This window comes from Chryseobacterium electrogenes, from assembly GCF_053553015.1.
The window spans coordinates 884,123-910,613 of sequence record NZ_JBNPPB010000002.1; the positions used below are offsets into that span (position 1 = coordinate 884,123).

A 26,491-nucleotide genomic window follows, 5' to 3' on the forward strand; every position below is an offset into this window, starting at 1 on the left:
TTTAAATAAAGATATAAATAATTGATATAACAAGGGCTATTGATGCGCCAGCAATGACTTCTGCCTTGGTATGTCTTTTTAATATAATTCTAGTAATTCCTATAATAATAGATAGTAAAAGCCAAAAAATTCCTATGTAAGGGTTTAACTTGAAAAATAATGCAGCAACATAAATATTAAGTGCTGTATGCATAGAGCTTTTAATAAAAAAATTACTGATCTGCATAAGAATTAGTAACATCGCTAACAGAAAAATGCTAAGGTCAAAAATCTCCAGAAAATAATATTCATATAAAAGATATGCAGCAGATAGGATGATGATGATAACGTATAAACTATTGCGCTGTTTCCTATTAGAAACATCCATATTAGTATATTTTCCTGTCTTAACATTCCATGTAATCCATGCAATAACGGGTAAAACTAAAATTAAAAGAATAGGTAAAAGTCTGCTCCAAGCTTCTGATATACTGTAGTGTTCTGAACTGTAATACCAAAAATAAATTAATAAAGACACAAGAGGATTGAAGAAATTAGAAATAACTTTTGATAGTGTAATGAGCCAAGAAGATTTTTCGGTAGTTGGATGCATACGAAAATGTAATACTATAACAGCGAAGATACGATTTTCGTTAAATTATTACCACTGATTTTAGGCTAAATTTGCCTTTCAATTGTACATTAATAATTATTTATAAATAAGGCTATACATATAACTAAAGTTTTTTCTTATTTTTGCTAAATATTTCGAAATCATATGAAAGAATTTTCCAAAGAGGTTTACCTTAAGTGGTACGAGGATATGACGATGTGGAGAAGGTTTGAAGACAAATGCCGTTCTCTTTATTTAAAACAAAAAATCAGAGGTTTTTTACATTTATATAATGGACAGGAAGCTATTCCTGCTGGATTTACACACGCGATGGATCTGTCTAAGGACAGTATGATCACTGCTTACAGATGTCACGTACATCCAATGGCAATGGGTGTAGATCCTAAAAGAATTATGGCAGAATTGTGTGGTAAAGCCACAGGTACATCCAAAGGTATGGGTGGATCTATGCACATTTTCAGTAAAGAACACCGTTTTTATGGAGGTCATGGTATTGTAGGCGGTCAGATTCCGTTGGGAGCAGGTATTGCTTTTGCAGACAAGTATTATGACAGAAAAGCTGTTAACATCTGTTTTATGGGAGATGGAGCTGTACGTCAAGGTGCTTTACATGAGACCTTCAACATGGCAATGAACTGGAAACTTCCAGTTGTATTCGTTTGTGAAAACAACGGTTATGCTATGGGTACATCCGTAGGAAGAACCGCTAACCACGAAGACATTTACAAGTTAGGACTTGGTTATGAGATGCCATGTTTACCTGTTGATGCTATGGATCCTGAGAAAGTTGCAGAAGCAGCTTACGAAGCGATAGAAAGAGCAAGACGTGGTGATGGACCAACTTTTATCGAGGCAAGAACCTACCGTTATAGAGGTCACTCTATGTCAGATGCTGAGCCTTATAGATCTAAAGAAGAAGTTGCAGAGCACAAAAAAGATGATCCAATTGAAATCGTAAAACACAGAATTTTAGAAAACAAATGGGCATCAGAAACTGAGCTAGAAGCTATGGAAGAAAAAGCGAGAGCTTTTGTAGAAGAGTGTATCGACTTTATGGAAAACTCTCCGTACCCAGATTTATCACAAGTTTATGACTTTGTATATTCTACGCCGGATTATCCTTTTTTAGATAAATTAGAAAACTAAAATAATTTGGTGATAAAGAAGATGTGTTGATTAGCTAATCTTCATATCAACCTCCTATCACATTAATAAAATTATCATATTAAAATTATGGCTGAAGTAATCACAATGCCGCGTCTATCTGATACGATGACAGAAGGTAAAGTTTCCAAATGGCACAAGAAAGTTGGAGACGCTGTAAAAGAAGGCGATATATTAGCTGAAATAGAAACTGATAAAGCCGTACAGGATTTCGAATCCGAATTTAACGGAACTTTATTATATATTGGTGTAGAAGAAGGTGCGCAAGCACCCGTAGATAATGTCCTAGCAATTATTGGTAATCAAGGAGAAGATATTTCTGCTTTGATTGGTGGTGGTGCTAGCGCAACTACCGAAGCTCCACAAGTTGCTGAAGCTGCTACTAGCCAAGCATCTGCTGAGATTCCTGCTGGTGTAGAAGTTATCACAATGCCAAGATTGTCTGATACGATGACAGAAGGTAAAGTGGCAAAGTGGCAAAAAAATGTTGGCGATACTGTAAAGGAAGGCGACATTTTAGCTGAAATTGAAACTGATAAAGCTGTACAAGATTTCGAATCAGAATTTAATGGAACTTTGTTATATCAAGGTGTTGCAGAATCTGAAGCTGCCGAAGTAGACAAAATTCTTGCAATTATAGGACCTGCAGGGACAGATGTATCTGCAATCGTTTCTGGTGGTGGCGTAATTGCTGCTCCTAAAACAGAAGTAAAAGCTGTTGCAGAAACTAAAATAGAAGCAATCGCTCAGCCTGTTGCAAATGTTGTCGCTAATACCTCTAATGAAAGAGTTCATATTTCTCCTTTAGCTAAAAAAATGGCTGAAGATAAAGGAATTGATATCCATACAATCCAAGGTTCTGGAGAAGGTGGGCGTATCGTTAGAAAAGATGTAGAAAGCTATCAAGCTCCTGCTGCTGTAAGTTCTCCTGCTCCAAAAGCAGTTGCTGTACAACCTGCTGTTAATTTTACACCAGGTGAAGATACAGAAACTCCTAATTCTCAGGTTAGAAATATCATTGCTAAACGTCTTGCAGAAAGTAAATTCTCTGCGCCTCACTATTACCTAATGGTAGAAATTAACATGGATAAAGCAATTGTTGCTCGTAAGGAGATTAACAGTATGCCAGATACCAAAGTTTCTTTCAATGATATGGTAATTAAGGCAACAGCAATGGCTCTAAGAAAACACCCTCAAGTTAATTCTTCTTGGGCTGGTGATAAGATTATTCATCATGGGAATATTAATGTAGGTGTTGCTGTGGCAGTTCCTGATGGATTAGTTGTACCTGTTTTGAAAAATACAGATTTTATGAATTACACGCAGATTTCTGCAGGTGTAAAAGATATGGCTGGAAGAGCAAAATCTAAAGGTCTTAAGGCTAACGAAATGGAAGGTTCTACGTTCTCTATTTCTAACTTAGGAATGTTTGGTATCGAGACTTTCACGTCTATTATTAACCAACCTAACTCTGCAATTTTATCAGTAGGTGCTATTATAGAAAAACCAATCGTAAAAGATGGTCAGATTGTAGTAGGTAATACAATGAAATTATCACTAGCATGCGATCACCGTGTGATTGATGGCGCAACTGGTGCTCAGTTTTTACAAACATTAAGAACATATTTAGAAAATCCATTAACATTATTGTTAGGATAGAATTAAATAATGCTATAGAAGTCCTTTCGTTTTTTCGGAAGGGCTTTTTTTTAGATTAAAATCAATGTTTTTTTTTAGAATGAAAAGAATAGTATCGCTTGTTTTTTTAATTTGTTTTTTAGGATTTAAAGCCCAGCAAAAAGAGCATATTTCTGGTTTTAATATGACATCTTTAACATATAAATTTGCACCTAATTGGATGGCTTATGTAGAATTACAAGGTCGATCGATAGAGGATTATTCATATATTGACTACTACGAAACTAAAGGTGGAGTGGGATATAATATCAACAAAAATAATCAGGCTTTTATTGGTTTAGGACGTTATGGGACTTATAAAAATCATAAAATATCCCAAGAAGAACACCGCCTTTGGCTGCAATACACTTTCACTAATAAAATTAAAAATTTAAAAATAGATCATCGCCTTAGAGCAGAACAACGTTTTTTTCATAATTCTATAACTAACGAAAATAGCAATACACAACGATATCGCTACAGATTGAGTGCAACACTACCTCTTAATAATACCAAGGTGCAGCCCGGTACAGTTTTCGCGAATGTTTTCGAGGAGATTTTTTTAGGTAAAGATGATCGTAATTTTAAGCGAAATAGAACTTTCGGCGGATTAGGATATCAATTTAATGATAAAATGAATGCTACTGTAGGATATATGTTCCAAAGAGAGTTTGCTGTAAAAGGAAATACCAATGTGCATTTTATCTACTTTGGGCTAAACTTCACCATAGATCCTTCTGATGATGAGCGTGACATCCACGTCCCAATGGCGGATTAATAGTATTAAAGTTTTTATTGAATATTTTTCAAAATTCCTTGAAGTTTTTCAAAATCATTAGCTTGTCCGAAATTATCATAATGAGCTTGAGTGCCAATGATTTTGAATAATTTACAGTCAAAGCAAATTTTTGTAAAACCGATAACCTTATTATTTTTCTTAAATACCAAAATATCTCTATATACAGGGATACAGGCAGCTGAATAACTTTCTGACACCGTTTTTTCTCTGAAAATTTCTTTTATGTCTTTAAAGTTTGCAGAAGGAACATTTTTATTGGCGAAGCCCATTCGTTCCATTATATTTAAAAAATCAATAGTGTAAATTTCTGTTGGTTTATCTCCAATGATTATATCAGATTTTAGTCGCTCTAGTTTTGTTTTTTGAGGATTATCCATTAATGCCATCGCATTATCTTCAGAAATATCTGTTGTATAATATTGGATTTCATCAAAGTCAAAAAAGTAATTCCCTAATTTTTGATTAAAGCTACTTTGTAATTCTTGCTGTCTTTGAGAGGTATTGATTACTTGTTCTTTCTGACAATAAAAAAATAAACAAAATATGACTAAAGCTTTAATTTTAATATGCATGATAATGAGTTAATATTTTGAAATCAAATATTGATAGGCTTTAAGATATTTGTTAAGACGTTTTAGATCATGTTCTTCTATGGTTTTGGTAAAACGTTTCAGATCCATATTGTCTTGTAAGTCGTTTATTTTCACTGCGATAGCGAGTGGGCTTTGCTCTATTCTTTTGATAAACATATCGTAATCTTCTAATTCTACAGGCCTTTTTGATAAACAATCTACAGCAAAAATAATATGCGAAGGAAAGCCTTGTTCTCTAAGAAATTCTAATGAATATTCTGGATGATCCTCTACAACATCATGTAAGACACCAACAATTTTTTCATCTATAGTTTTACCAGCATCCATCACCCGGAAGACATGAGCAAGATAAGGCACATCATACTTATCAGTTTGTTTTTTATGTGCTTTGGTCGCTATTTTTATTGCTTTGTTGAGTAGGTGAATTCTAGACATTTATTTTAAAGTATCTTTAGGTTTTTGTAAAGGAAAAGACTGTATTGGAGCGATTAATACATTTGATTATTTTCTATTTTTAATAGAAGAATAGGGAAGATTAGCTATTTTCTTGACATTCATTTTATATAAAGATGCTTTAGCCGAATCTAGATTTTTATAAAAACGAATATTACTTTCATTAAGATATGGTGTTGCAAGAGATTTTTGTTTTTTTTCTTTTGTCAAATCTAAAAACATTTGATTTTCTTTAGAACGTGTTGTGTCTAGCTTTTTAATTTGTGCTATCGCAGTTACAGAAAATCCAATACTGGTTAATAAAATAATTTTTTTCATAGATTTTGTTTTTTTCATAATCTTGATTTTAGCTACTACTGATATGATATTTTAAAATCAAATTGACTTGATAAAGTTTATTCAATTTAGATAAATAACATATTTTCTATTAGGAAACATTTTAATTTTCAAGATTGTTAAAGACAAAAATAAGAATTTTAGTAATTATTATGGATAATTATTATTCTTTATAATAGGAAAATTTATTAATCATTTATTGATTTATAAAACTAAAAAAATGCTTATCGATTGATAAGCATTTTATTTATTTTTTTAGATTATCTAGAAATTGTTCTAAATAATGCAGATCTCCAATGAGAACTTCTCTAGCTTTAGCTCCATTAAAGCCTCCTACTACGCCAGAAGCTTCTAATTGATCCATAATTCTACCAGCACGATTGTAGCCTAATTTTAATTGTCTTTGCAACATAGATGTAGAACCTTGTTGCGTAGAAACTATGATTCTGGCAGCTTCTTCGAACAATTGATCTTTTTCGTTAGGATCAAATGCCCCAACTGTAGATGTACTTTCTTCCCCAGAATATTCTGGTAAAAGATAAGCATCACCATAACCTTTTTGTTCTCCAATAAAGTCGGCTAGTTTTTCTACTTCTGGTGTATCTACAAAAGCACATTGTAGACGAGTAATTTCGTTTCCATTAAAGTAAAGCATATCACCACGACCAATCAATTGTTCTGCTCCTGTAGAATCTAAAATTGTTCTAGAATCTGTGTTTTGGATCACTCGGAAGGCAACTCTCGCTGGGAAGTTAGCCTTAATCATACCCGTAATTACGTTAACTGATGGACGCTGAGTTGCAACAATAAGGTGAATACCAATAGCTCTTGCCAGCTGTGCTAACCTTGCAATTGGGATTTCTACTTCTTTGCCAGCTGTCATAATAAGATCAGCAAACTCATCCACAACCAGAACGATATAAGGCAGAAAGCGATGTCCGTTTTCTGGATTTAATTTTCGTTGAGTGAATTTTGCATTATATTCTTTAATGTTCTTGCAGAATGCGTTTTTTAATAATTCATAACGATTATCCATCTCTATACAGAGAGAATTAAGGGTATTAATAACCTTATTGTTGTCTGTAATGATAGCATCTTCTGCGTCTGGAAGTTTTGCTAAATAATGTCTTTCTATTTTTGAATATAATGACAGTTCTACTTTCTTAGGATCTACCATCACGAATTTTAATTCACTTGGATGCTTCTTATATAAGAGTGACGTAAGGATTGCATTAATCCCAACCGACTTACCTTGTCCAGTAGCACCAGCCATCAACAAGTGAGGCATTTTTGCTAGATCCGCCATAAAGATTTCATTAGAAATAGTCTTACCAAAAACAACTGGTAAGTCCATGTCAGAATTCTGGAATTTAGCAGATGCAATAACAGATCGCATAGATACCATTGTTGCATTTTTTCTTGGGACCTCAATACCGATAGTTCCTTTTCCTGGCATAGGTGCGATAATTCTAATTCCTAAAGCAGATAAGTTAAGAGCAATATCATCTTGCAACTTCTTAATTTGTGCTACTCTAATCCCAGCTTCTGGTACAATCTCGTACAAGGTTACTGTTGGACCTATTGTAGCTTTAATCTCAGCAATGCCTACATTAAAGTTTTTTAGTAAGCCAACAATCTTATTTTTGTTTTCTTCTAATTCTTCTTTATTAATCGTAATTTCTTCATTGCCATAATCTTTAAGAAGGTTAATTGTTGGCATCTGGAATTTTGCTAAGTCCAACCTATGATCGTATAAACCATGTTCTTTTACAAGATTTTGAGCTTTCTTATCATCTGTATCTAAGGCAGAATCTTCTGTTTTAATTTCAATGTTAAAAGCAAAGTCATCTTCCTTTTTTGTTTCAACAATTGGCTGAGATGGAGTAGGAGATGGTACCTTCTCATCCAACTTTAAAGAAATTGTTTCTGGCTCTTTAGCAACGACATGCTCTACCGTCTCAAAACTTGTATTATTAGGCGTAACAATAGGTTTTATCTCTTCTGTAACTTTTATGTTAGGAAGCTTAGCTTCTAGATTAACTTTATTATCATTACTTTTCTCTGGGGTTTCATTTTGATATTGTTCTTCTTCATCTTCATTATTTTCATAAATATCCTCGTCTTCAGACTCGTCAGAACTAGGCATCATTTCTTTCAGTTTACCAAAAGTACTATCGTTTATTTTATTAAAACGATTTTTAATGCTGCTAGGTCTTAGGTTAAACTCTAAAATGAAATATAATGCAATGCTTACAAATAAAATAAGCCACAGTCCAAAACTACCAATGTAAGATTGTAGGTAATCCATAATTTGATATCCGTATACACCGCTCAATACGCCATTTCCTTTGGTTACAGCACCAAAAAAAATTGGTAACCAACAGATAAAAAATAAACTATGGGAAATAGTTTTCCATGGTTTGAAATAATTTTTCTTAAAAACCAAAGTACCAAAAACAAAAAATAAAAAAGCGATTATAAAAGCTGTAACGCCTATGCTCTCGAAAATAAAAAGATTACCCAACCAATCGCCAACCTTACCAACAAAGTTAGAAGATTTTATACTTTTGTCCGCCATCGTACCAGCTTGGGATTGGTCTGCTTTCCAATTGCTTAGATAGGATATAAAAGATATTATCAAAACGGCAGATAATACGATTAGAGATGTTCCGGCAATAATTCTTGGCTTAGAAATAATTTTGGAAGAAATTGTTGTAGGTTCTTTTTCTTTTTTCATCGATTAGAAAGGTCAGTAATATGCAAATTTAGGCTTTTTTTGAGAAAAATTTCTAGCTTAAAGGTATTTGTTTTTGATATATTTTCAAAATTATAAAGTCAGAAATTTAATCATAAAAAAAATGATATTTTAGCTTAAATATTATTTAGAATGATTTAAAATAAAACTTTTAAGCTTGTAGAATTATATTATGTTTTGGTTTTAATAATAAGGAAAATATTATTTATAACGAGTATTTTCCGAAAACGATAATTGTAGGATTTGTAAGATGAATTGTCAGGTTAAAATGCCTTTAAATAATAGCTTTTTTCGATTATGAGAATTGTCATAAAAGCTTGGTTTTATATACTTAATCAAAATAACATCATTACTTTTGCATTCATCTAAATTAGGCTAAATCTTATGCGTAATTAGAGATGACTTGGATTTAAAATATTAAAGTTTTTTTATGAAAAAAATAACGGATATTATTATTTCTACAAGGACAATGGCGACTTTGCTTTTGGTATATGCTATAGCGATGGCTGTAGCGACTTTTGTAGAAAATGACTATGGCACAGCCACAGCTAAGGCTTTAATCTATGAAGCTAAATGGTTTGAAGTAGTCATGGTTATATTAATTCTCAATTTTATCGGGAATATTAGTCGTTACAGACTTTTTAGACGAGAAAAGTGGCCAATTTTAGTGTTTCACTTGGCTTTTATTTTAATTTTCGTAGGTGGCGCAATTACGCGTTACATTAGTTTCGAGGGAGTTATGCATATCCGTGAAGGAGCTACTAGCAACGAAATTGTTACCGACAAGACTTTTCTAAAAGTTAAAATTGAACAACAAGGAGAAGAGCTTCACTATCCAGATATCCCTTATCTAATGTCACCTTTGCATTATAAAATGAATGCGAAGTACAATTATCATGAGAAACAATTAGAAGTAAAAGCTATCAATTATCTTCAGCGTAAGAAGGACAGCTTAGTTGTTGATAATAAAGGTAAAGAATATCTGCATTTAGTATCTACAAGTGAACAAGGAGGTAGACAGAATATCTATCTAGGCGAAGGCGATGTACAAAATATCAATGGTACCTTGGTGAGTTTTAACCGAAAAGCCATAGATGGTGCGGTAGAATTTGTTAAGACTAATGACTCATTATTTATTAAAACTCCAGTTGATGCTCAGTTTATGACCATGGCAACACAAGCAACTGGTACAACTATAAAGGATAAATTTCAACCATTAGTTTTAAGAAGTCTTTATACCATTAATGATTTACGATTAGTAATCCCAGAAGGTCTTAAAAAAGGAACGCTTAAAGCTTATGAAGGTGATAAGCAGAAAGATAAAAATGTTCCGGATCAATTAACCGTTGAGATCCAAGGTCCGAAATCCAAAGCTGTGGTAGATCTGTCTGTAGAAAAAGGAAATCCTAATGCATACAAGCAAGTTGCAATTGATGGGATGAATGTTATGGTAGGATTTGGTCCCAAAGTTTATAATACACCATTTGCTTTAAAATTAGATAAATTCGTTATGGAAACTTATCCAGGAAGTTCTGCGCCATCCGCTTATGAATCTCATGTTCAGATTGTAGACGAAGGAAAACAGACGCCTTACAAGATTTTTATGAATCATGTTCTTAATTATAAAGGTTATAGAATTTTCCAAGCTAGTTTTGATCCAGATAGAAAAGGAACTGTATTGTCTGTTAACCATGATTATTGGGGGACTTTAATCACTTATATTGGATACGTTTTCTTATTTCTAGGGATGTTTGTAACAATGTTCTGGAAAGGATCAAGATTCTGGACGCTTAATAAAATGTTAACTGATGTAAGCAAGAAAAAAGCGAAAATAGCAGGTATATTATTACTATTTTTAAGTTTAGGATTAAATGCTCAAACTATCGAAACTCATTCTGTTAACGATGGAAGTAAAGATAATGCATCAATTCCTAAAACTGAAAAAACGGCTGCTCCAAAGTCTAAAATGAGTGTTATCTCTGCTGATGACTTGGTAAAGAATATTCAGATTGATAAAGATCACGCAGAGAAATTTGGGCACCTTTTAGTTCAGAGTTATGAAGGTCGTATTCAGCCAGTTAATACGCAGGCTTTGGATATTCTGCATAAATTAACAAGCAAAAGTAGCTTTCAACATTTAGATGCTAACCAATGGTTTTTGGCAGCAACAATAGACCCAATGTTTTGGGCTCAGGTTAATATTATAAAAATCGAAACCAGCGGTAAAGTAGGACGTGATCTTGCTAAAATTACTAAAGCAACACCAGAAGGTTTTACAAGTTTGGTAAAGTTGTTTCCTGCTGATGCTAATGGTAATTTACGTTTTGTTTTGGAAGACGAATATAATACGGCATTCCGTAAAAAACCTGTTGAAAAAAGTAAATATGACGAAGCTATAATTAAGCTGAACGATAAAGTACAAGTTCTTAATGCGCTGATGTCTTATCAATATTTTCGTGCTATTCCTGTACAAAACGATGCCAACCACACATGGAACTCTGTGATGACGGCTAATTTTGAAATGGATAAAAATGCTCAAGATGTTTTAGGTCCATATTTATCAACTGTTTTGCTAGCTACACAAAGCGGTAACTGGAAAAAAGCAGATGAAGAACTATTAAAAATACAAGATTATCAGCACAAATGGGGTAAACAAGTAATTCCGCCAGATGCAAAAGTAGAGTTAGAAGTCGTAATGAATAAGATTGATATCAACTTCAAGTTGTTGATCTTCTATACCATTATAGGCTCTTTACTGTTGATTTTAGCCTTTGTAGAATTGTTTAAACCAAGCAAAATTCTTAATCATATCGTTAAAGCTTTAATCTATATTGGAGCAGTTGGTTATGTATTCCATTTCTTGGGATTGATAGCGAGATGGTATATTTCTGGTCACGCACCATGGAGTAACGGTTACGAGGCAATTATCTTCATCTCATGGGTTGGTATTTCTGCAGGTTTTGCATTGTACAGAAACTCAAACGCATTAATTCCTGCTGCAGGTTTCTTAGTGGCTGTAATTATGATGGGATTTGCACATGGTGGCTCGGCTTTAGATCCGCAAATTACGCCGTTAGTGCCAGTACTTAAGTCGTATTGGTTAATTGTTCACGTAGCAATTATTACGTCAAGTTATGGCTTCTTTTCGTTGTCAATGTTAATTGCGGTGATATCATTGTTCTTTTATATCATATCTGGACGTACAATTTTCAAAAAACATAATGACACGACGTTGAAGGAATTAGCAATCGTGAGTGAAATGTCCTTAAGCATTGGACTTTTAGCTTTGACAGTTGGAAACTTTTTAGGCGGTGTATGGGCTAATGAAAGCTGGGGACGTTATTGGAGCTGGGATCCTAAGGAAACTTGGGCATTTATTTCAATAATGATTTACGCTTTTGCATTGCACATGAGATTGGTGCCAGGACTTAGAGGAAGACATATGTTCCATGTGGTGACGATGTTTGCATTTTGTTCTATGGTGATGACTTATTTTGGAGTTAATTACTATTTGACAGGATTACATTCTTATGCTAAAGGTGATCCAATCCCTCTTCCAGCTTGGGTTTATATAGGATTAGGTTTTATGTTATTGTTAAGTATTGTATCATATGTGAGGTACAAACAACTTCATAAAAGTCTAGAAAATAAGAAAGAAGAACGTACGCAAGATCAACCTTAATTAGGTTAAAGCGTTAATATAAAAAGGCATATTCATTGGATATGCCTTTTTTTTGTGCAAGTTTTTGAGATTGATTTTTAACAGTATCTTTACGGCTAATAGGTTTTGAAATAAATTTTGTTTCAATAAAAGGGAATTAGGTTATATGCCTAAGCTGTACCCGCAACTGTAAACTACAAAACGTAATGTCTAAAAATGTCCACTGAAGATAATTTGGGAAGGACGACACAACGATGTGAGCCAGGATACCTGCCTGTTAAAGTATACTTTTTAGGATTAAATAATTTCAATTTAGTCCTTAATAGTTTCGGGAGTTAAACTAATTAATATTTTATATTTATGAAGAAATTATCTACATTTCTTGCCGTTATTGCTATCGGTAGCATTGCTGTAAAAGCGCAAATCATCAATTTTCCTGATGTTAATTTTAAAAAAGCAATCATTAAAGCTTATCCATCTGTTGATGCCAATAAGGACGGAGAAATCTCTCAAGATGAAGCTAAAACACTAACTAATATTAGAGGATTGGCTAATTTACCTAATATCTACGATGCAACAGGAGTAGAGTATTTTACTAATATCACAGAGCTTAATCTTTCTGGGCTTATTAATCTTAATAAAATAGATGTTAGTAGTAATGTAAAACTAGCAACTGTTAATCTTAAAAACAACAAGTTAACAGGTACTTTTGATGCTTCTAACTTGGTTAATTTGACTAATCTAGAGCTGACAGACAACAAGTTTGAAAATATTCTTTTCCCTCAGAATCCTAAGATTAGATTCCTTTACGTTAATAATAACCTGTTGACTAAGGTGGATTTGTCTTCTTTTGCTAGTTTACAACGATTGACATTGGTTAATAATGGGTTAACAGAACTGATTTTCGGTAATAATCCAGAGCTTGTTAATGTGAATATCAACACCAACAAACTATCAGAAGTATCTATAAAAGGTCTTGCTAAACTTAATTGGTTCTCTGTAGAATCTAATCAGTTAACTAATATTTCATTTGAAAATAATCCATTGCTTAAGACTGTTATTGCTAAAAATAATCTGTTGACATCGCTTGATTTTATGGATGGTATTACCAATAATATTACGATACTTAATCTTGAAGGCAATCCAGATTTTAAGTTGATAAAAAAAGACTGTAAAGATCAGATTGTAGAAGTTGCGAATACAATTGTAGAAGATAATTGTTCATCTTTATCAATAGCAGAGACTAAAGATATTATCAAGATTTATCCAACAGTAGTTTCTGATGTTATTAATATTTCGTCGGTTTATCAATCAATAGAATATGAAATTATTGACATGTCCGGAAAAAGAGTAAAAAATGGAGTAGTAGACAAAGGGCAAATCAATCTTAATAACCTATCTCAAGGTACTTATTTCTTAATCTTAATATCAGACAAAATAACATCGAAACATAGATTTATCAAACTATAATTTTCAAAGCTATCTATTGAGATAGCTTTTTTTTATGTTTTGTTTTAAATTTTTTATATCTTTATGATATCAAATCAATATTAAAATAAATAACATTATGGAAAAAACTCTTAAACCGATGTCAGGCTATTTAGCCTTATTAATTAGTATTATTCTGTTCTTTGGCGGGATTGGATTATTCGTCTATTCAGTAGATTATAATCCATTTCTTTCTGTTATAGGCGTTCTAATGATACTTTTATCATTCTTTTTTATGAAAGGATTAATGATTATTCAGCCTAATCATTCGCGTGTGCTTAATTTCTTTGGTAAATATGTGGGATCTGTGAAGGATAATGGTTTGTTTTTCATTAATCCTTTATATTCTTCTCAGAGAATGAGTTTGAGATCAGAAAATTTACAAGGTCAGACTTTGAAGGTGAATGACAAAATGGGAAATCCCATCGAAATCGGAGCTGTTATCGTCTGGAAGGTTGCAGATACTTACAAAGCGGCTTTTGATGTAGAACGCTATTATGAATATGTTAAAATGCAAAGTGAAGCTGCGGTAAGACATCTTGCGATGAGTTTTCCTTACGATAATCTGGAAGACGAACATGCAGATATCACTCTAAGAGAAGGCGGCGAAAAAATGACTAAAATCTTAGAACAAGAGCTGACAGATCGTCTTTCTCCGGCTGGGATTCATATTCAGGAAGCAAGAATTTCACATTTAGCTTATGCTTCTGAGATTGCGGGCGCGATGTTACAAAGACAGCAGGCGACGGCAATTGTTGCGGCAAGAACTAAGATTGTAGAAGGCGCTGTTGGCATGGTAGATCTTGCGCTTAAAAAACTATCAGCGGAGAATATCGTAGAGTTGGATGATGAGCGCAAAGCAGCGATGGTTTCTAATCTCATGGTTGTCTTATGTGGCGAGAAAGCAGCGCAGCCAATCCTGAATGCTGGTACGCTTTACAATTAATCAAAACAGTTTAATTAAAGCTTTTATGCTTTTAAAATCAATAAAATGAGCAAGAAAAGTTTTGTATTAAGAATAGATGAAGAAACTTATAAACTTATTGAAAAATGGGCTTCTGACGAATTCAGGAGTGTTAATGGACAAATAGAATTTTTGATTCATCAAAGTCTTAACGCATCTGGAAGAAAGAAAAAAGAGACTTCGCATCAAGAGAAAAAGTAAATATTAAACTTAAAAAAGCTCAGGACTTCCTGAGCTTTTTACTTTTTTTTGGAATTACATTTCGATAAGCTCAATATGGCAAAATTAGCTTTTGAAGCAGTTTTATTATAAATTATCGAGTTAACGTTCTGGTTAATTGCAATTACCATCTATATCGCAACTTGCAGCATCATTAGATTCTAAAGTTGTCAAAGTTGATGTTTTAGCAAAATCTTGATAAGATTGTTTCAGGGCATCTAGAAAATGATGAGCAGGTTGCGCACCTTTTACTGCAAATTTTCTATTAAAAACAAAAAATGGTACAGAATCTACACCTAGTTCTGCGGCTTCTGTAATGTCTTTTTTAGCATATTTAAGATACTCATCTTGGGTTAATGCCTTGTTAACTTCATCTTCTGATAATCCAATTTCTTGACCAAGTTCTAACAAATCACTGTCATTGCCAAGGTCTTTTCCGTTGGTGAAATATCCTTTGAAAAATACTTCCTCAGATTGGTCTCCAAGGTTTTTTTCTTTTGCCAATTGGATGATTCTGTGAGCTTTTAGAGAGTTGGCAACAATTTGAGTATCAAAATCATAATCTAAACCAGCATTTTTAGCCATTTCTGTTACGTTTTGGAACATTGCTTTAACATCGTCAATAGCCATACCTTTTCTCGTGGAAATATATTGGGCGATATCTGTTCTTACCTTTACTTCTTCAGGGATTGTTGGATCTAGTTGGAAGGATTTCCATTCGATTTCTACTTTATCTTTATGTTCGAACTGCGCCAAAGCGGCTTCAAAATGTCTTTTTCCGATGTAACAGAAAGGACACATGATATCGCTCCAGATTTCGATTTTCATAGTATTATTGGACATATTTTCTTTAATTTAATCTTTAACTATTAAAGCACTAATTTACTTTAAATTTTCTAGATAAATATTGATTTAAGATAAGATCTAAAACTCAATTCCTAACGCATTAAGTTCTTTGGAGAGATCTGTGTTGGCTTTGATATGGATGCATGAGAAACCTAGATCTAGAGCGGTTTTTATGTTGTCTGAGTTGTCATCAATAAAAACGGACTCTTCAGCTTTGATAGCGTAACGATCAAGCAAAACTTGAAAGATTTTAGGATCTGGTTTAATGAGTTTTTCATCACCAGAAACTACAATTTTACCTTCAAATATTTTAAAGAAATCATAGTGTTCTAATGCGTAAGGAAAAGTCTCGGATGACCAATTAGTAAGTCCATAAAGTGGATATAGACCATCTAATTGTCTTAATATGGCAACATTTTGTGGGATGTCACCTTTTAGCATTGTTGTCCAATTGTCATAGTAAGCTCGTATTTCTTTCTCAAAAAACGGATGTTCTTTCACTAATTTTTCAGTGCCTTTTTCTAGGCTTCTACCACGGTCTTGCTCGGCATTCCATGCGTTAGTGGCGATATTTCCTAAGAAAAAATTCATATCTGATTCGTTTTTAAAATAATCACGATAAAAATAGCGAGGATCCCAATCTATGATGACACCACCAAAGTCAAATATTATATTTTTCAGTTTCATAAAATGTTAACATAAAAAAAGACTGCAAGTAAAGGCAGTCTTCATACGATAATATCGATGTATTATTTATCAATTGAGCCTAATACTTTTTGTGCAAAAGCATTAAGGGCGTCTTTTTCTGATTGACCGTTTTGTACGTTGTTGTGGACTTCTAGAGCGCCACAGATATTGGTTATTAACTCACCTACAACATCTAGTTCTTCATCTTTTACACCACGAAATTCTGAGAAACTTTCTAATACTTCTAGAGTTGCATTAAGATTTTCTGGTGTCTGATTTTGGAAAAACTGTCTTATAACTGGTAATTTCATAATTTGATATTTAGAAATTTATTTAAAATATTGAAACTAGAATTTTAAATTCTAATTTTTTAATTCGCCAAAAAGAGTATTAAGGCTATCGGCTTGATTGGTTTGTACTTGGTTTTTCAAAGTACCATTTTCGAAGGCTGCAAAAGTCGGTAAATTATCTACAGTAGCTAGTTTTCTGCTTTCTGGTAACTTTTCTGCATCTACATAATAAAAAGGAATATCTTCGTTTTCTGAAGCTAATTTCTTGAATTTAGGCTTCATTATTCTACAATTCCCGCACCAAGTTGCACCATATTGTACCATAACTTTTGGGTTTTCTGCAAGGATCTGTTGTAGGTTATCTTCAGTTAATTCTATAAACATAATAGTTTTATTTTGATGATTATATAATGAGGTAATTAGGTCAAATCTAATTATTACTAATTACCTCAAAATTTAGATTGTATTAGTGTTTTGCTAAGTAATCAGCAGTAGAATTTCTGTCAGCTTTCATAGCATCTTTTCCTTCTTCCCAGTTAGCAGGACATACTTCACCGTGTTTTTGTACGTGAGAATAAGCATCAATTAATCTTAAAAACTCATTAACATTTCTTCCTAATGGCATATCGTTAACAGCCTCGTGGAAGATTTTTCCTGTTTCGTCAATAAGGTAAGTTGCTCTGTAAGTTACGTTAGAACCCGTGAAAGACTCATTTCCTTCTTCGTCATAAACGAAATCCTGATCTACAATTCCTAAGATATTAGCCAATTGTCTGTGTGTGTCAGCTAAGATTGGATATGTAACACCTTCTATACCACCATTATCTTTTGGAGTATTTAACCAAGCAAAATGTACTTCGTTAGTATCACAAGAAGCACCAATTACGATAGCGTTTCTTTTTTTGAATTCTTCTAAAGATTCTTGAAAAGCGTGCAATTCTGTTGGGCAAACAAAAGTGAAATCTTTTGGATACCAGAATAATACAACTTTTTGTTTGTTGTTAACTGCTTCTTCTAAAACGTTGATTCTTAGATCGTCTCCCATTTCGCTCATCGCGTCAATTGTTACATTTGGGAACTGTCTTCCTACTAATGACATAATAATTTTATTTTAAGGTTATACTTTATTATCTATTTTGATAAGACAAATTTAAAAAGTTTTTATGAATTGAAAAACAAATTTCGATTTATAAAATCTATTAAGATGAATTTATTTTTATTCTAATTTATTTGGGCGTCTTTACCAGCTCTCGCGACTCGCTTTTTTATGCCTTGCTTTTTCCTTTCTTATAAAAAGAGCTCAGACAACTCGCTCCATCTGGGACGCAGGTAGGTTAACTAATGAAGATTGTGATAGTTATACCAAGAAAAAACCAAGCAATTGAGGCTTGGTTTGATAGGTTTTTTCAATACTTAAAGATGATTATAAATCTTTTACAAATTCTTTAATCCTTCTCATGGCTTCGATAAGATCTTTTTCAGAAGTTGCGTAAGAAAACCTAATGCAATCTGGATTCCCAAAAGATGTACCGCCAATACATCCCACGTGAGCGTTCTCTAGTAAGCACATTGCAAAGTCGTCTGCATCTTTAATTTCTGTATTATTAATCGTTTTCCCTATGAAATAAGAGATATCTGGGAAAAAATAAAATGCACTTTTTGGCAAGTTACATTTGAAACCATTAATATCCTTCATGAGATCATATACAAGGTCACGTCTTTTGTGAAAGGCTTCTATCATGTAATTAAGCTCTTCTTTTGGCATTTCTAAGGCGGTTATAGCTGCTCGTTGCGCAACTGTATTAGCACCGCTTGTCATCTGACCTTGTACTTTGTCACAAGCTTTAGCAAGCCATTCTGGGCAAGCAGAGTAACCAATTCTCCAGCCTGTCATTGCAAAAGCCTTACTCATTCCATTGATAACAGCGGTCTGCTCATAGACTTCAGGGAACTCTGCAATAGATGTGTGCTTCCCAGTATAATTAATATACTCGTAGATTTCGTCAGAGATGATGGTGATCTGAGGATATTTTGCGACTACAATAGCAATAGCTTTTAATTCTTCATAAGTATAATAGCTTCCGGATGGATTACAAGGTGAACTGTAAAGAATTGCTTTAGTTTTTGGTGTGATGGCTTTTTCTAATTGCTCGGCAGTTATTTTAAAATCATTTTCTAGGTTTGTTTTAACGATTACGGAATTTCCGCCCATCATTTTTACCATTTCGTCATAGCTAACCCAGTAAGGAGCGGGCAATATTACCTCGTCTCCATCGTTAATGATCGCTGCTAAAACGTTAACTATTGATTGTTTTGCACCGTTGGATACACAGATTTGAGTTGCTTTATATCCCAAATTGTTATCGCGCATCAGTTTATTAGCGATGGCTTGTCTTAGTTCTAAGAAGCCCGGAACGGGCGAGTAGTGGCTGTAATTTTCATTAATTGCATCAAAAGCAGCTTGTTTTATTTTCTGTGGAACGTCAAAATCTGGTTCTCCCAAAGTAAGACTGATAACATCTATTCCGTTGGCTTTCATTTCTCTAACTTTATTGCTCATTACGAAAGTCTGAGAGTAGCTTAATCTATTCAATCGATCCGAATATTTATCCATATTAATGTTTCCTTTTTGGCAAAGATAAAGATTATTAAGAATAGGATGATGCTGTCATATATTACGAATAAATTTCGATAAACAGGACGATAAATAAGGTGTTTTATATCAATTATGATAAATATCATGTATTTAAGCCTGTGTTAACATTACTTATTTCTGAATAAATTATTGGTTTTGTTGGTTATTAGTTAATTAGCTAGGTAGTTTTTATTTATAATACTGCTGAATGCTTGTCGTTGTTATTAATTTAACAATAAATTTATATTCTTGTTATTAATATATTAAATCCATTGTTATGTTGTAATATTGCAACCGCGAAAAAAAATTACCTTATACTCTCATTATTAGACACAATGAAAAGAATTTTATTATTTATATTTTTTACAATTATATTAATTAATCTTAATGCTCAAAAGCTCGTTAGCTGGAACAATGCAGATTTTTCTCCTACTATTAGTAATAATAAAATTAATGCTGATAATATAACAGCATCAATGAATATAGATAATCTTAATTGGGATGGATTATTTTTTTCTACTGCTGGCTGGCCAACTCCTAATTATAATAATACATCTCTTGATACTTTCGATAATAACAAGTATATTCAGTTGGCAATAAAACCAGTAACTGGACAGAAAATAAAGTTATCTGAATTTGGTTTTAATTACAGATTACAAGGAGGTAAGGGTAGAATGAAGATTAATTACTCCTATAATGCTAATTTTAGCGATGCAAAAATCCTTTTATCTCCTATTGATATTAATAACGAATGGAGTGATGTCAAAATTATAAATTTTCCTACGTTACCAGAGCAGATTATTCCTGATGGGAAGAAGATGTACATTAGAATTTATGTAGCTAATACAGAGAATAACTTTTTCATTAGATACTTTAAAGATAAAAACATTGGTCCTTACATTAATGGAGAGACTAGTCAAGATAAGCCAACTGCTCCTATTACAATAGATGATGTTACTACTACATTAAAAAACAATGAAGTTGCTATTAATGTGCTGGAAAATGATGCTTATGATGGGAAAGTAACTTTAAAAGTAGCTAGTCAGCCTCAAAATGGTATAGTAACCGTAGATTCTAATAATAAGGTAATTTATATACCCAAAGCTAATTTTGTAGGTGAGGATGTATTTTACTACACTGTAACGAATAACCAAGGGACGTCAAGATTAACAAAAGTTACCGTAAAAGTTACTAATGAAGTTAATATAGGACTTATTAGATGGAATAATGATGATTTTACAGGTTCTCCTCTTAATTCTGCCATTGCAAAAACAGGGTTGAGAGCCAGTGAGCTTGTATTGAAAAAAGACTCATGGGAAACGCCAATTTATGATTTATCTAATCTTGGAGGAAATGAAAATCTTAATGAAAATAAATATTTAGAGTTTGTTGTAGATAACATAAGTGAAACAAAAAATATTACGCTTAATTCATTTGCATTTGATTACAGAGGGACAAGTCCTGCAGTTTATACTATTAAATACTCCAAAGATCCCAACTTTAAAACAGATGTAAGAACTCTAGCAAGCGATATTTCTGCAGATATCAATTATGTTAATAAAGCATTCAATTTTAATGGATTTGTATTAAAGTCAACAGAGAAACTATACATTAGATTATATGTTTATAAAACTTGGTCTCAATTTGTAATTCAGTACAATAATAATATAGAAAGAACTATACAAGGACCTTTATTGACTGGGATTGTAGAGGATAATTATATTACGACGTGGATGCCTGAGCTGTATTGGGATAATGGAGTACCTAACGCTTATAAAACTGCCATTATAAAGGGCGTTTATAATACTAAATCCAATGGTGCATTTGTAACTGCTGATCTGATTGTTAGAAAAGAAGGGAGTTTAACAATTAGCCCTAGCGCTAATGTAAAAGTTTATAATAAAATAACTAATGAAGGAGATGGTAGTAATTTTACAATTGAATCAGATGCTGATTTAATACAAGTTAGCAATACTACTAACGAAGGTAAAATAACGGTGAAAAGATCAACACGATTACCTAAAATGGGCTACAATTATTGGGCTTCTCCAGTTAAGGGGCAGAATTTATATCAATTCTCAGATGGTTATGATACATCAACCAAGCCAATTAATCCACAAGGGACACCTTGGTCTAATTTTTATGTCTATAACGAAGCCACTAATTATTTTGTAACCAATATTCCAAATGAAATAAAGTTAGATGCAACTGCAGAATTTCAGACTGGTAGAGGTTATGCTATTAGAGGTAAAAATAGCTTTCCTTCTGCATTAACTATGACTTCTCCTTCTACTGAGTTTACTTTTGTTGGAGTTCCTAATAATGGGGATTTATTTTCACAGCCTTTAAAATACACCAATGCAGATCATGGATTTAATATGGTAGGTAATCCATATCCATCTAATCTAGACATGGATATGTTCTTTGAGGTTAATAAAGATAATATAGAGCCTCTTGCGTATTTCTGGACTAATAATGATATGAGTATCTTATATCAACAAGGTTCAAATTATAAAGGCAATAATTATGCAATATATAATAAAGTAGGTGGTATCTCAGCAACCTTTAAAGGTATTAATAAAGCTAAACCTAATGAGGCATCTAGAGTTGCGCAAGGATTTATTGTTCAAGCTAAAGCAACAGGTAAAAATAAAGCGTTATCTTTTACCAATGAAATGAGAACTTCCGATCAAGGTGTGTTTTTTAATAACAGAAAAGCACTTAAGGATAGATTCTGGATTAATCTTAATTCTCCTTCTGATATTAATAATGAGATTTTAGTAAGTTATTTACCTGATGCTACTAATGGAATTGATGGTGATTATGATACAGAACTTTTAGTAATTGGTAACGATGCAATTTGGACAGAAGAAAGTAATCGTAAATTAGGGATCCAAGCGAGAGACTTGTCACAGCTTGAATCGGATATTGTAAAATTAGGTTTAAAATTTTCAGAAAATGGAAATTATACCATTTCGATTAGTGATAAAGAAGGAAGATTCAATAATGATCAACCAATTTATTTAAAAGATAAGTTAAATTCTAAAATAATAGAAATCACTAAAGAAGATTATACTTTTTACGCAGAAAAAGGGACGGGAGAGGATAGGTTTACAATGGTTTATCAAAATGAAAAAACACTTTCTACCGACGATTCTGCTAAAAATAAAACAGAAATATACCAACAGAAAGATAATGTTTTTATAAAATCTAATGAAAAGATAATCAATATAGAGTTGTATGATGCATTAGGTAGAACGGTTTATAACAAAAAACCTAATAGCAAAGAGCTGACGATCAGTACAGCAGCATATAATCCTGGTCTTTATGTTATTAAAGTACAAACAACATCAGGCATAACAACTAAGAAGATTTTAAAATAATAAATCTATTACAAACAAAAGCGCATTTAGGTCATCTAGATGCGCTTTTATTTTATGTTATTTGATATGTTTTTCATAATTTCGCAAGATGTCTTTAGAACTCATTTTAAAATATTTTCCGAACATCACGGAAACACAACAAAAACAGTTTTCTCAACTAGAAGCACTGTATGGAGAATGGAATGCCCAGATAAATGTTATCTCCAGAAAAGATATGGAAAGTCTTTATGAGAAACATATTTTGCACTCTTTAGGAATTGCAAAGATTATGGAATTTGCGCCTGATACTAAGGTGTTAGATATTGGTACAGGAGGTGGTTTCCCAGGTATTCCTTTGGCTATTTTATTTCCAGATACGCAATTCACCTTAGTTGATAGTATAGGTAAGAAAATTACTGTAGTTAAGGCAGTTTCAGAAGGTTTAGGCTTATCTAATGTCAAGGCAATCCACGCAAGAGCAGAAGATGTTAAAGAGAAATTTCATTTTATAGTTAGTCGCGCAGTAACGCAGATGCCTGTATTCTTAAGATGGTTAAAAGGAAAATTTGAGAAAGATCAATTCAATACAAAGCACAACGGCGTTCTGTATCTTAAAGGTGGTGATCTAGGCGAAGAATTAGCCGGGATAAAAAGTGAAATCTTCCAATTGAAAAATTATTTCGAAGGTGAATTTTTTGAAACCAAAAAAGTAGTTTATATTTCTAAAGGTCATATTTATCACTAAAAAATATTGTAATGAAATACTATCTTAACTTATTTTCTGTTGTTGGACTTTTAGCAATTCTTGGGTCTTGTAAATCTCATAATGATGATGACGAAATCCAAAGCATCATAAATAAAAAAATAGATAGTGTGCATTTTCAACAAGATACAATGACTGTTTTTACAAGACAAACCCTTAAGATCTTCTCCAGTTATTCTAAAAACTGCGAAGGTTTTTATGGTATGGATTATATCCCAAAAGACTCTACAAGAACAGTGATTAATTATGCTTATAAAACTAATGTTCCGTGTGGATCAGGTGATTATACAGCATTCAATATCATTAATTTTTTACCAGAGCATAAGGGTAAATATTATTTCAAATTTTGGCAAGGCAAAAATACTGCTGGGCAAAACGTTTGGTTAGAAAAACAGATTGTGGTAAAGTAGGTTTTCCATAAAATTTAGCTATATTGAGGTCTTATTATAAGGCCTTTTTTTATGCAGTTTTTACAAAATATTGTAGATGATTTATTATCAAAACATTCTGATTTATCAGCTTTAAATATCGTTTTGCCAGGTAAGAGACCTGTTGTCTTTATCAAAAAAATACTTAAAGAAAAGCAATATAATGGCATGTTGCCTAACTTTATTACGATAGAAGAAATGATTAATTCTATTGCAGAAAAACAAGCAATCTCAGGGATTGCCTTATGGTTATTTTCTTTTAGGGTTTATCAACATACAGATCGATCAGAAGATTTTAATGGATTTCTGAAATGGTTTCCGACTTTGCAAAAAGATTGGGATGATATGCTAAAATTTGCAGACAGCGATACCAAGATTTTGCAATGGATGTTGGATGAAGAACGCATAAAAAATTGGGGAGAAGAATTGGGTGACGATGATAATCCACGTAAGAGAAATCTCAATTTTTGGCAAAAAATGAACTCTTTTTTACCAGATCTTAAGCAGAAGCTCCAAGAGAAAAATTGGGCGACATCTGGCATGATCCACGAAGCTGCAAGAGCTCATATAGAACATTTTGCAGAGACGACTTCTCAACAATTTATATTTTGCGGTTTTAATGCCTTTACGCCTACAGAAGAGCTTCTGGTAAAATCTTTGCTAAAGTGGAATAGGGCAGAGTGCTATTTTCAGGCAGATGATTACTATATTAATGATACTCGCCAAGAGGCTGGTAAGTTTTTGCGAAGTCATATGGAATGGAAACACTTCAATGATTCTAGGGATTTTAGCTGGGTTGTTAATCAGTTTTCTCAACCAAAAAACATAAAAACTTATGAAGTTTCTGGTAATATTGTACAAACTAAAGTTTTACCAAAAATTTTTGAAGATTTAAAACCTAAAGATTATTCTAAAACGGCAGTTATTCTCCTGGACGAAAATCTATTGCCAGCAACTTTGGATGCTTTATCATCCGTAGAAAATCTCAATATTACCATGGGATTTCCGTTAAAGAATTTGGCTTTTAGTAATGCCATGAAGAAGTTGTTTTACCTCCAGAAACAATTAGAAAAAAAATCTTCAACTTACTATTATGCAGATGTTTTACCAATTTTAGAAGAGCTTCCTAATCAAGAAAGTGATGTAGTAATTATCCAGAATTTTATCCAAAGTATTGAAGAGCGAAACATCGTTTATATTTCTTCAAAATTAATGGAAGAACATTTGGGGGACTTGAGTTATTATCAATTATTTAAGAAGCCACAGTCAGGAACTGCATATTTAGAATTACTAATAAAATTCTGTTATGAATTAAAATTTCATATTAAAGATGATATCCAATATGAAAATATCTCTCACTTCGAAAAAAGCTTTAAGATTCTAAAAAACCAGCTTCAACCTTATCAATTTGAAGTTAAATTAGAAACTTTAGAGGTGTTAATTAATCAATTGGTTAATTCTGAGAGCATTGATTTCTTAGGAGAACCTTTAGCAGGATTGCAGGTAATGGGGCTTCTAGAAAGCAGATTGCTCAATTTTGAGAATCTAATCATGCTATCTGTTAACGAAGGTAAATTGCCTCTAGGAAATACTCAAAATACATATTTGCCCTTTGATGTTAGAAAAAACTTTGGGCTTAATACATTTTTAGAAAATGACAGTATTTATGCTTATCATTTTTATCGACTAATTCAGGATTCTCAAAATGTTCATTTATTATATAATGCACTGAGTTCTGGAGTTAATACGGGTGAGAAAAGTAGATTTATCACACAGTTAGAGATAGAAAGTTCTCATAATATCGAGCATATTGTTATAGAAAATACATCAGAACCAATTACGCAAGAGTTGATATCTATTGACAAAACGCCAGATGTTTTACAAAAATTAGAAGATTGGAAAAAATCAGTTTCGGCTTCTCATCTTGTGAGTTTTCTTTATAATCCAATTGACTTTTATTTTAATCAAATTTTGAAGACTAGAGAATCTAATGAAATTGAGGAGGAGCTGTCAATTAGAAATTACGGGAATCTCGTGCATTACGCTATTCAGTTTTTGTATGAAAAATTCAAAAATAAAACCTTAAAATTATCTGATTTTGATTATCTGAAATCAATGATTGATGAATCTTTAAATTTTGCTATAAAAACTTTAAAACATCAGAATGAGTTTTATGATCGCGGGATGAATTTTGTGCACAAACAGATCGCAAAAAGAGTAATAGAAAGCATTATAGAGTACGATTTCAATTTGGTAAAGGCAGGAAATGTCCTCGAAATTTTAGATTTAGAAAAAAATGTGAAAGCAAGTTTCTATCTTGATGATGAAAAAAAAGATGCAGTTAATTTTAATGGTTTTATCGATAGAATTGATCGACTGAATGATGTTATAAGAATTATTGATTATAAAACAGCTAAACCAAAAAAATTAAACCTTAAAGTTAAAGATCCTTCAGAAATAGAAACTTTGTTTTTTAATGAGGATTATAAACAAGCTTTACAGCTTAGCATTTATAAATATTGCTTGCAACAAGATCATGATTTTAAATCTAAAATTCTGCAACCTGGCATTTGGTCTTTTGCCGAAGTCAACAATGGCGTTAATTTTTTAGAAGTAACTAACTTAGAAGATAAAGAAATTGAGTTGGCTATAAAAACATTGATTTTAGAAATTCTAGATCCCTCAATTCCGTTTGTAGAGAAAGAACATATTAGTTGGTAGCAAAAAAAAAGACTTTTCAATCAGAAAAGTCTTTTTT

The 26,491-nt window shown here is 32.5% G+C and carries 22 protein-coding genes and 1 riboswitch; of the genes, 11 read left to right on the forward strand and 11 right to left on the reverse strand.

Annotated features, from left to right (window positions below):
• Position 1: 1 nt before the first annotated feature.
• The gene (locus tag ACQQ6V_RS03995) at positions 2–592 is read right to left on the reverse strand and encodes a phosphatase PAP2 family protein (RefSeq protein ID WP_448844266.1); all 591 of its coding nucleotides are present in this window, start codon (positions 590–592) and stop codon (positions 2–4) included.
• Between the two features lie 165 nt (positions 593–757).
• Here ACQQ6V_RS03995 and pdhA point away from each other — a divergent pair, with 165 nt between their 5' ends.
• The 3 genes from pdhA (at position 758) to ACQQ6V_RS04010 (ending at position 4,232) form a co-directional block, all read left to right on the forward strand.
• Positions 758–1,759 (forward strand): pyruvate dehydrogenase (acetyl-transferring) E1 component subunit alpha, encoded by a 1,002-nt coding sequence (gene pdhA / locus ACQQ6V_RS04000; RefSeq protein WP_448844267.1) that lies wholly within the window; start codon positions 758–760, stop codon positions 1,757–1,759.
• An 87-nt stretch (positions 1,760–1,846) separates the two neighbouring features.
• Positions 1,847–3,436 carry a dihydrolipoyl dehydrogenase family protein gene (locus ACQQ6V_RS04005; protein WP_448844268.1) on the forward strand — a complete coding sequence of 530 codons (1,590 nt, stop codon included), beginning with the start codon at positions 1,847–1,849 and terminating at the stop codon, positions 3,434–3,436.
• Between the two features lie 79 nt (positions 3,437–3,515).
• Positions 3,516–4,232, forward strand: a complete 717-nt coding sequence (locus tag ACQQ6V_RS04010; RefSeq protein WP_448844269.1) for a DUF2490 domain-containing protein — start codon at positions 3,516–3,518, stop codon at positions 4,230–4,232.
• A 14-nt stretch (positions 4,233–4,246) separates the two neighbouring features.
• Here ACQQ6V_RS04010 and ACQQ6V_RS04015 read toward each other — a convergent pair whose 3' ends face one another.
• The 4 genes from ACQQ6V_RS04015 to ACQQ6V_RS04030 all read right to left on the reverse strand — a co-directional run bounded on the left by ACQQ6V_RS04015 (position 4,247) and on the right by ACQQ6V_RS04030 (position 8,372).
• The gene (locus ACQQ6V_RS04015) at positions 4,247–4,825 is read right to left on the reverse strand and encodes a hypothetical protein (protein ID WP_448844270.1); all 579 of its coding nucleotides are present in this window, start codon (positions 4,823–4,825) and stop codon (positions 4,247–4,249) included.
• A 9-nt stretch (positions 4,826–4,834) separates the two neighbouring features.
• The gene (locus ACQQ6V_RS04020) at positions 4,835–5,281 is read right to left on the reverse strand and encodes a phosphohydrolase (protein WP_448844271.1); all 447 of its coding nucleotides are present in this window, start codon (positions 5,279–5,281) and stop codon (positions 4,835–4,837) included.
• Positions 5,282–5,347: 66 nt separating this feature from the next.
• A complete protein-coding gene (locus tag ACQQ6V_RS04025) occupies positions 5,348–5,635 on the reverse strand; it encodes a hypothetical protein (protein ID WP_448844272.1) in 288 nt (95 codons plus the stop codon).
• 247 nt (positions 5,636–5,882) lie between these two features.
• A complete protein-coding gene (locus ACQQ6V_RS04030) occupies positions 5,883–8,372 on the reverse strand; it encodes an FtsK/SpoIIIE family DNA translocase (protein WP_448844273.1) in 2,490 nt (829 codons plus the stop codon).
• Between the two features lie 448 nt (positions 8,373–8,820).
• Between ACQQ6V_RS04030 and ACQQ6V_RS04035 the strand changes: the two genes are divergently transcribed.
• From ACQQ6V_RS04035 to ACQQ6V_RS04050, 4 genes are all read left to right on the forward strand, one after another.
• Positions 8,821–12,072 (forward strand): cytochrome c biogenesis protein, encoded by a 3,252-nt coding sequence (locus tag ACQQ6V_RS04035; protein WP_448844274.1) that lies wholly within the window; start codon positions 8,821–8,823, stop codon positions 12,070–12,072.
• A gap of 83 nt (positions 12,073–12,155) precedes the next feature.
• A riboswitch (cobalamin riboswitch) is annotated at positions 12,156–12,343 on the forward strand.
• A 68-nt stretch (positions 12,344–12,411) separates the two neighbouring features.
• Positions 12,412–13,521 carry a T9SS type A sorting domain-containing protein gene (locus ACQQ6V_RS04040; RefSeq protein ID WP_448844275.1) on the forward strand — a complete coding sequence of 370 codons (1,110 nt, stop codon included), beginning with the start codon at positions 12,412–12,414 and terminating at the stop codon, positions 13,519–13,521.
• Between the two features lie 97 nt (positions 13,522–13,618).
• The gene (locus ACQQ6V_RS04045; protein ID WP_448844276.1) at positions 13,619–14,485 is read left to right on the forward strand and encodes an SPFH domain-containing protein; all 867 of its coding nucleotides are present in this window, start codon (positions 13,619–13,621) and stop codon (positions 14,483–14,485) included.
• 45 nt (positions 14,486–14,530) lie between these two features.
• Positions 14,531–14,704 carry a type II toxin-antitoxin system antitoxin gene (locus ACQQ6V_RS04050; RefSeq protein WP_448844277.1) on the forward strand — a complete coding sequence of 58 codons (174 nt, stop codon included), beginning with the start codon at positions 14,531–14,533 and terminating at the stop codon, positions 14,702–14,704.
• A 132-nt stretch (positions 14,705–14,836) separates the two neighbouring features.
• Here the strand turns inward: ACQQ6V_RS04050 and ACQQ6V_RS04055 are convergent, their stop codons facing one another.
• From ACQQ6V_RS04055 to ACQQ6V_RS04080, 6 genes are all read right to left on the reverse strand, one after another.
• Positions 14,837–15,550, reverse strand: coding sequence for a DsbA family oxidoreductase (locus tag ACQQ6V_RS04055; protein WP_448844278.1), 714 nt, complete (start codon positions 15,548–15,550; stop codon positions 14,837–14,839).
• Between the two features lie 96 nt (positions 15,551–15,646).
• Positions 15,647–16,255, reverse strand: coding sequence for an HAD family hydrolase (locus tag ACQQ6V_RS04060; protein WP_448844279.1), 609 nt, complete (start codon positions 16,253–16,255; stop codon positions 15,647–15,649).
• A gap of 62 nt (positions 16,256–16,317) precedes the next feature.
• Positions 16,318–16,566 (reverse strand): DUF6952 family protein, encoded by a 249-nt coding sequence (locus ACQQ6V_RS04065; protein WP_448844280.1) that lies wholly within the window; start codon positions 16,564–16,566, stop codon positions 16,318–16,320.
• Between the two features lie 51 nt (positions 16,567–16,617).
• Entirely contained in the window at positions 16,618–16,932 is a 315-nt protein-coding gene (locus ACQQ6V_RS04070; protein ID WP_528072282.1) for a thioredoxin family protein, read from the reverse strand.
• A gap of 79 nt (positions 16,933–17,011) precedes the next feature.
• Positions 17,012–17,644 (reverse strand): peroxiredoxin, encoded by a 633-nt coding sequence (locus ACQQ6V_RS04075; RefSeq protein ID WP_448844282.1) that lies wholly within the window; start codon positions 17,642–17,644, stop codon positions 17,012–17,014.
• A 324-nt stretch (positions 17,645–17,968) separates the two neighbouring features.
• Positions 17,969–19,159: a pyridoxal phosphate-dependent aminotransferase gene (locus ACQQ6V_RS04080; RefSeq protein ID WP_448844283.1), complete on the reverse strand. Its 1,191-nt coding sequence runs from the start codon at positions 19,157–19,159 to the stop codon at positions 17,969–17,971.
• Between the two features lie 356 nt (positions 19,160–19,515).
• On the opposite strand from ACQQ6V_RS04080, the gene ACQQ6V_RS04085 reads away from it, so the two are divergent.
• The 4 genes from ACQQ6V_RS04085 (at position 19,516) to ACQQ6V_RS04100 (ending at position 26,454) form a co-directional block, all read left to right on the forward strand.
• Entirely contained in the window at positions 19,516–22,563 is a 3,048-nt protein-coding gene (locus ACQQ6V_RS04085) for a RemA C-terminal-like gliding motility protein (protein ID WP_448844284.1), read from the forward strand.
• Between the two features lie 88 nt (positions 22,564–22,651).
• Positions 22,652–23,287, forward strand: a complete 636-nt coding sequence (gene rsmG, locus ACQQ6V_RS04090; protein ID WP_448844285.1) for a 16S rRNA (guanine(527)-N(7))-methyltransferase RsmG — start codon at positions 22,652–22,654, stop codon at positions 23,285–23,287.
• A gap of 11 nt (positions 23,288–23,298) precedes the next feature.
• The gene (locus ACQQ6V_RS04095) at positions 23,299–23,715 is read left to right on the forward strand and encodes a hypothetical protein (protein ID WP_448844286.1); all 417 of its coding nucleotides are present in this window, start codon (positions 23,299–23,301) and stop codon (positions 23,713–23,715) included.
• 51 nt (positions 23,716–23,766) lie between these two features.
• Entirely contained in the window at positions 23,767–26,454 is a 2,688-nt protein-coding gene (locus ACQQ6V_RS04100; protein WP_448844287.1) for a PD-(D/E)XK nuclease family protein, read from the forward strand.
• Positions 26,455–26,491 lie beyond the last annotated feature (37 nt).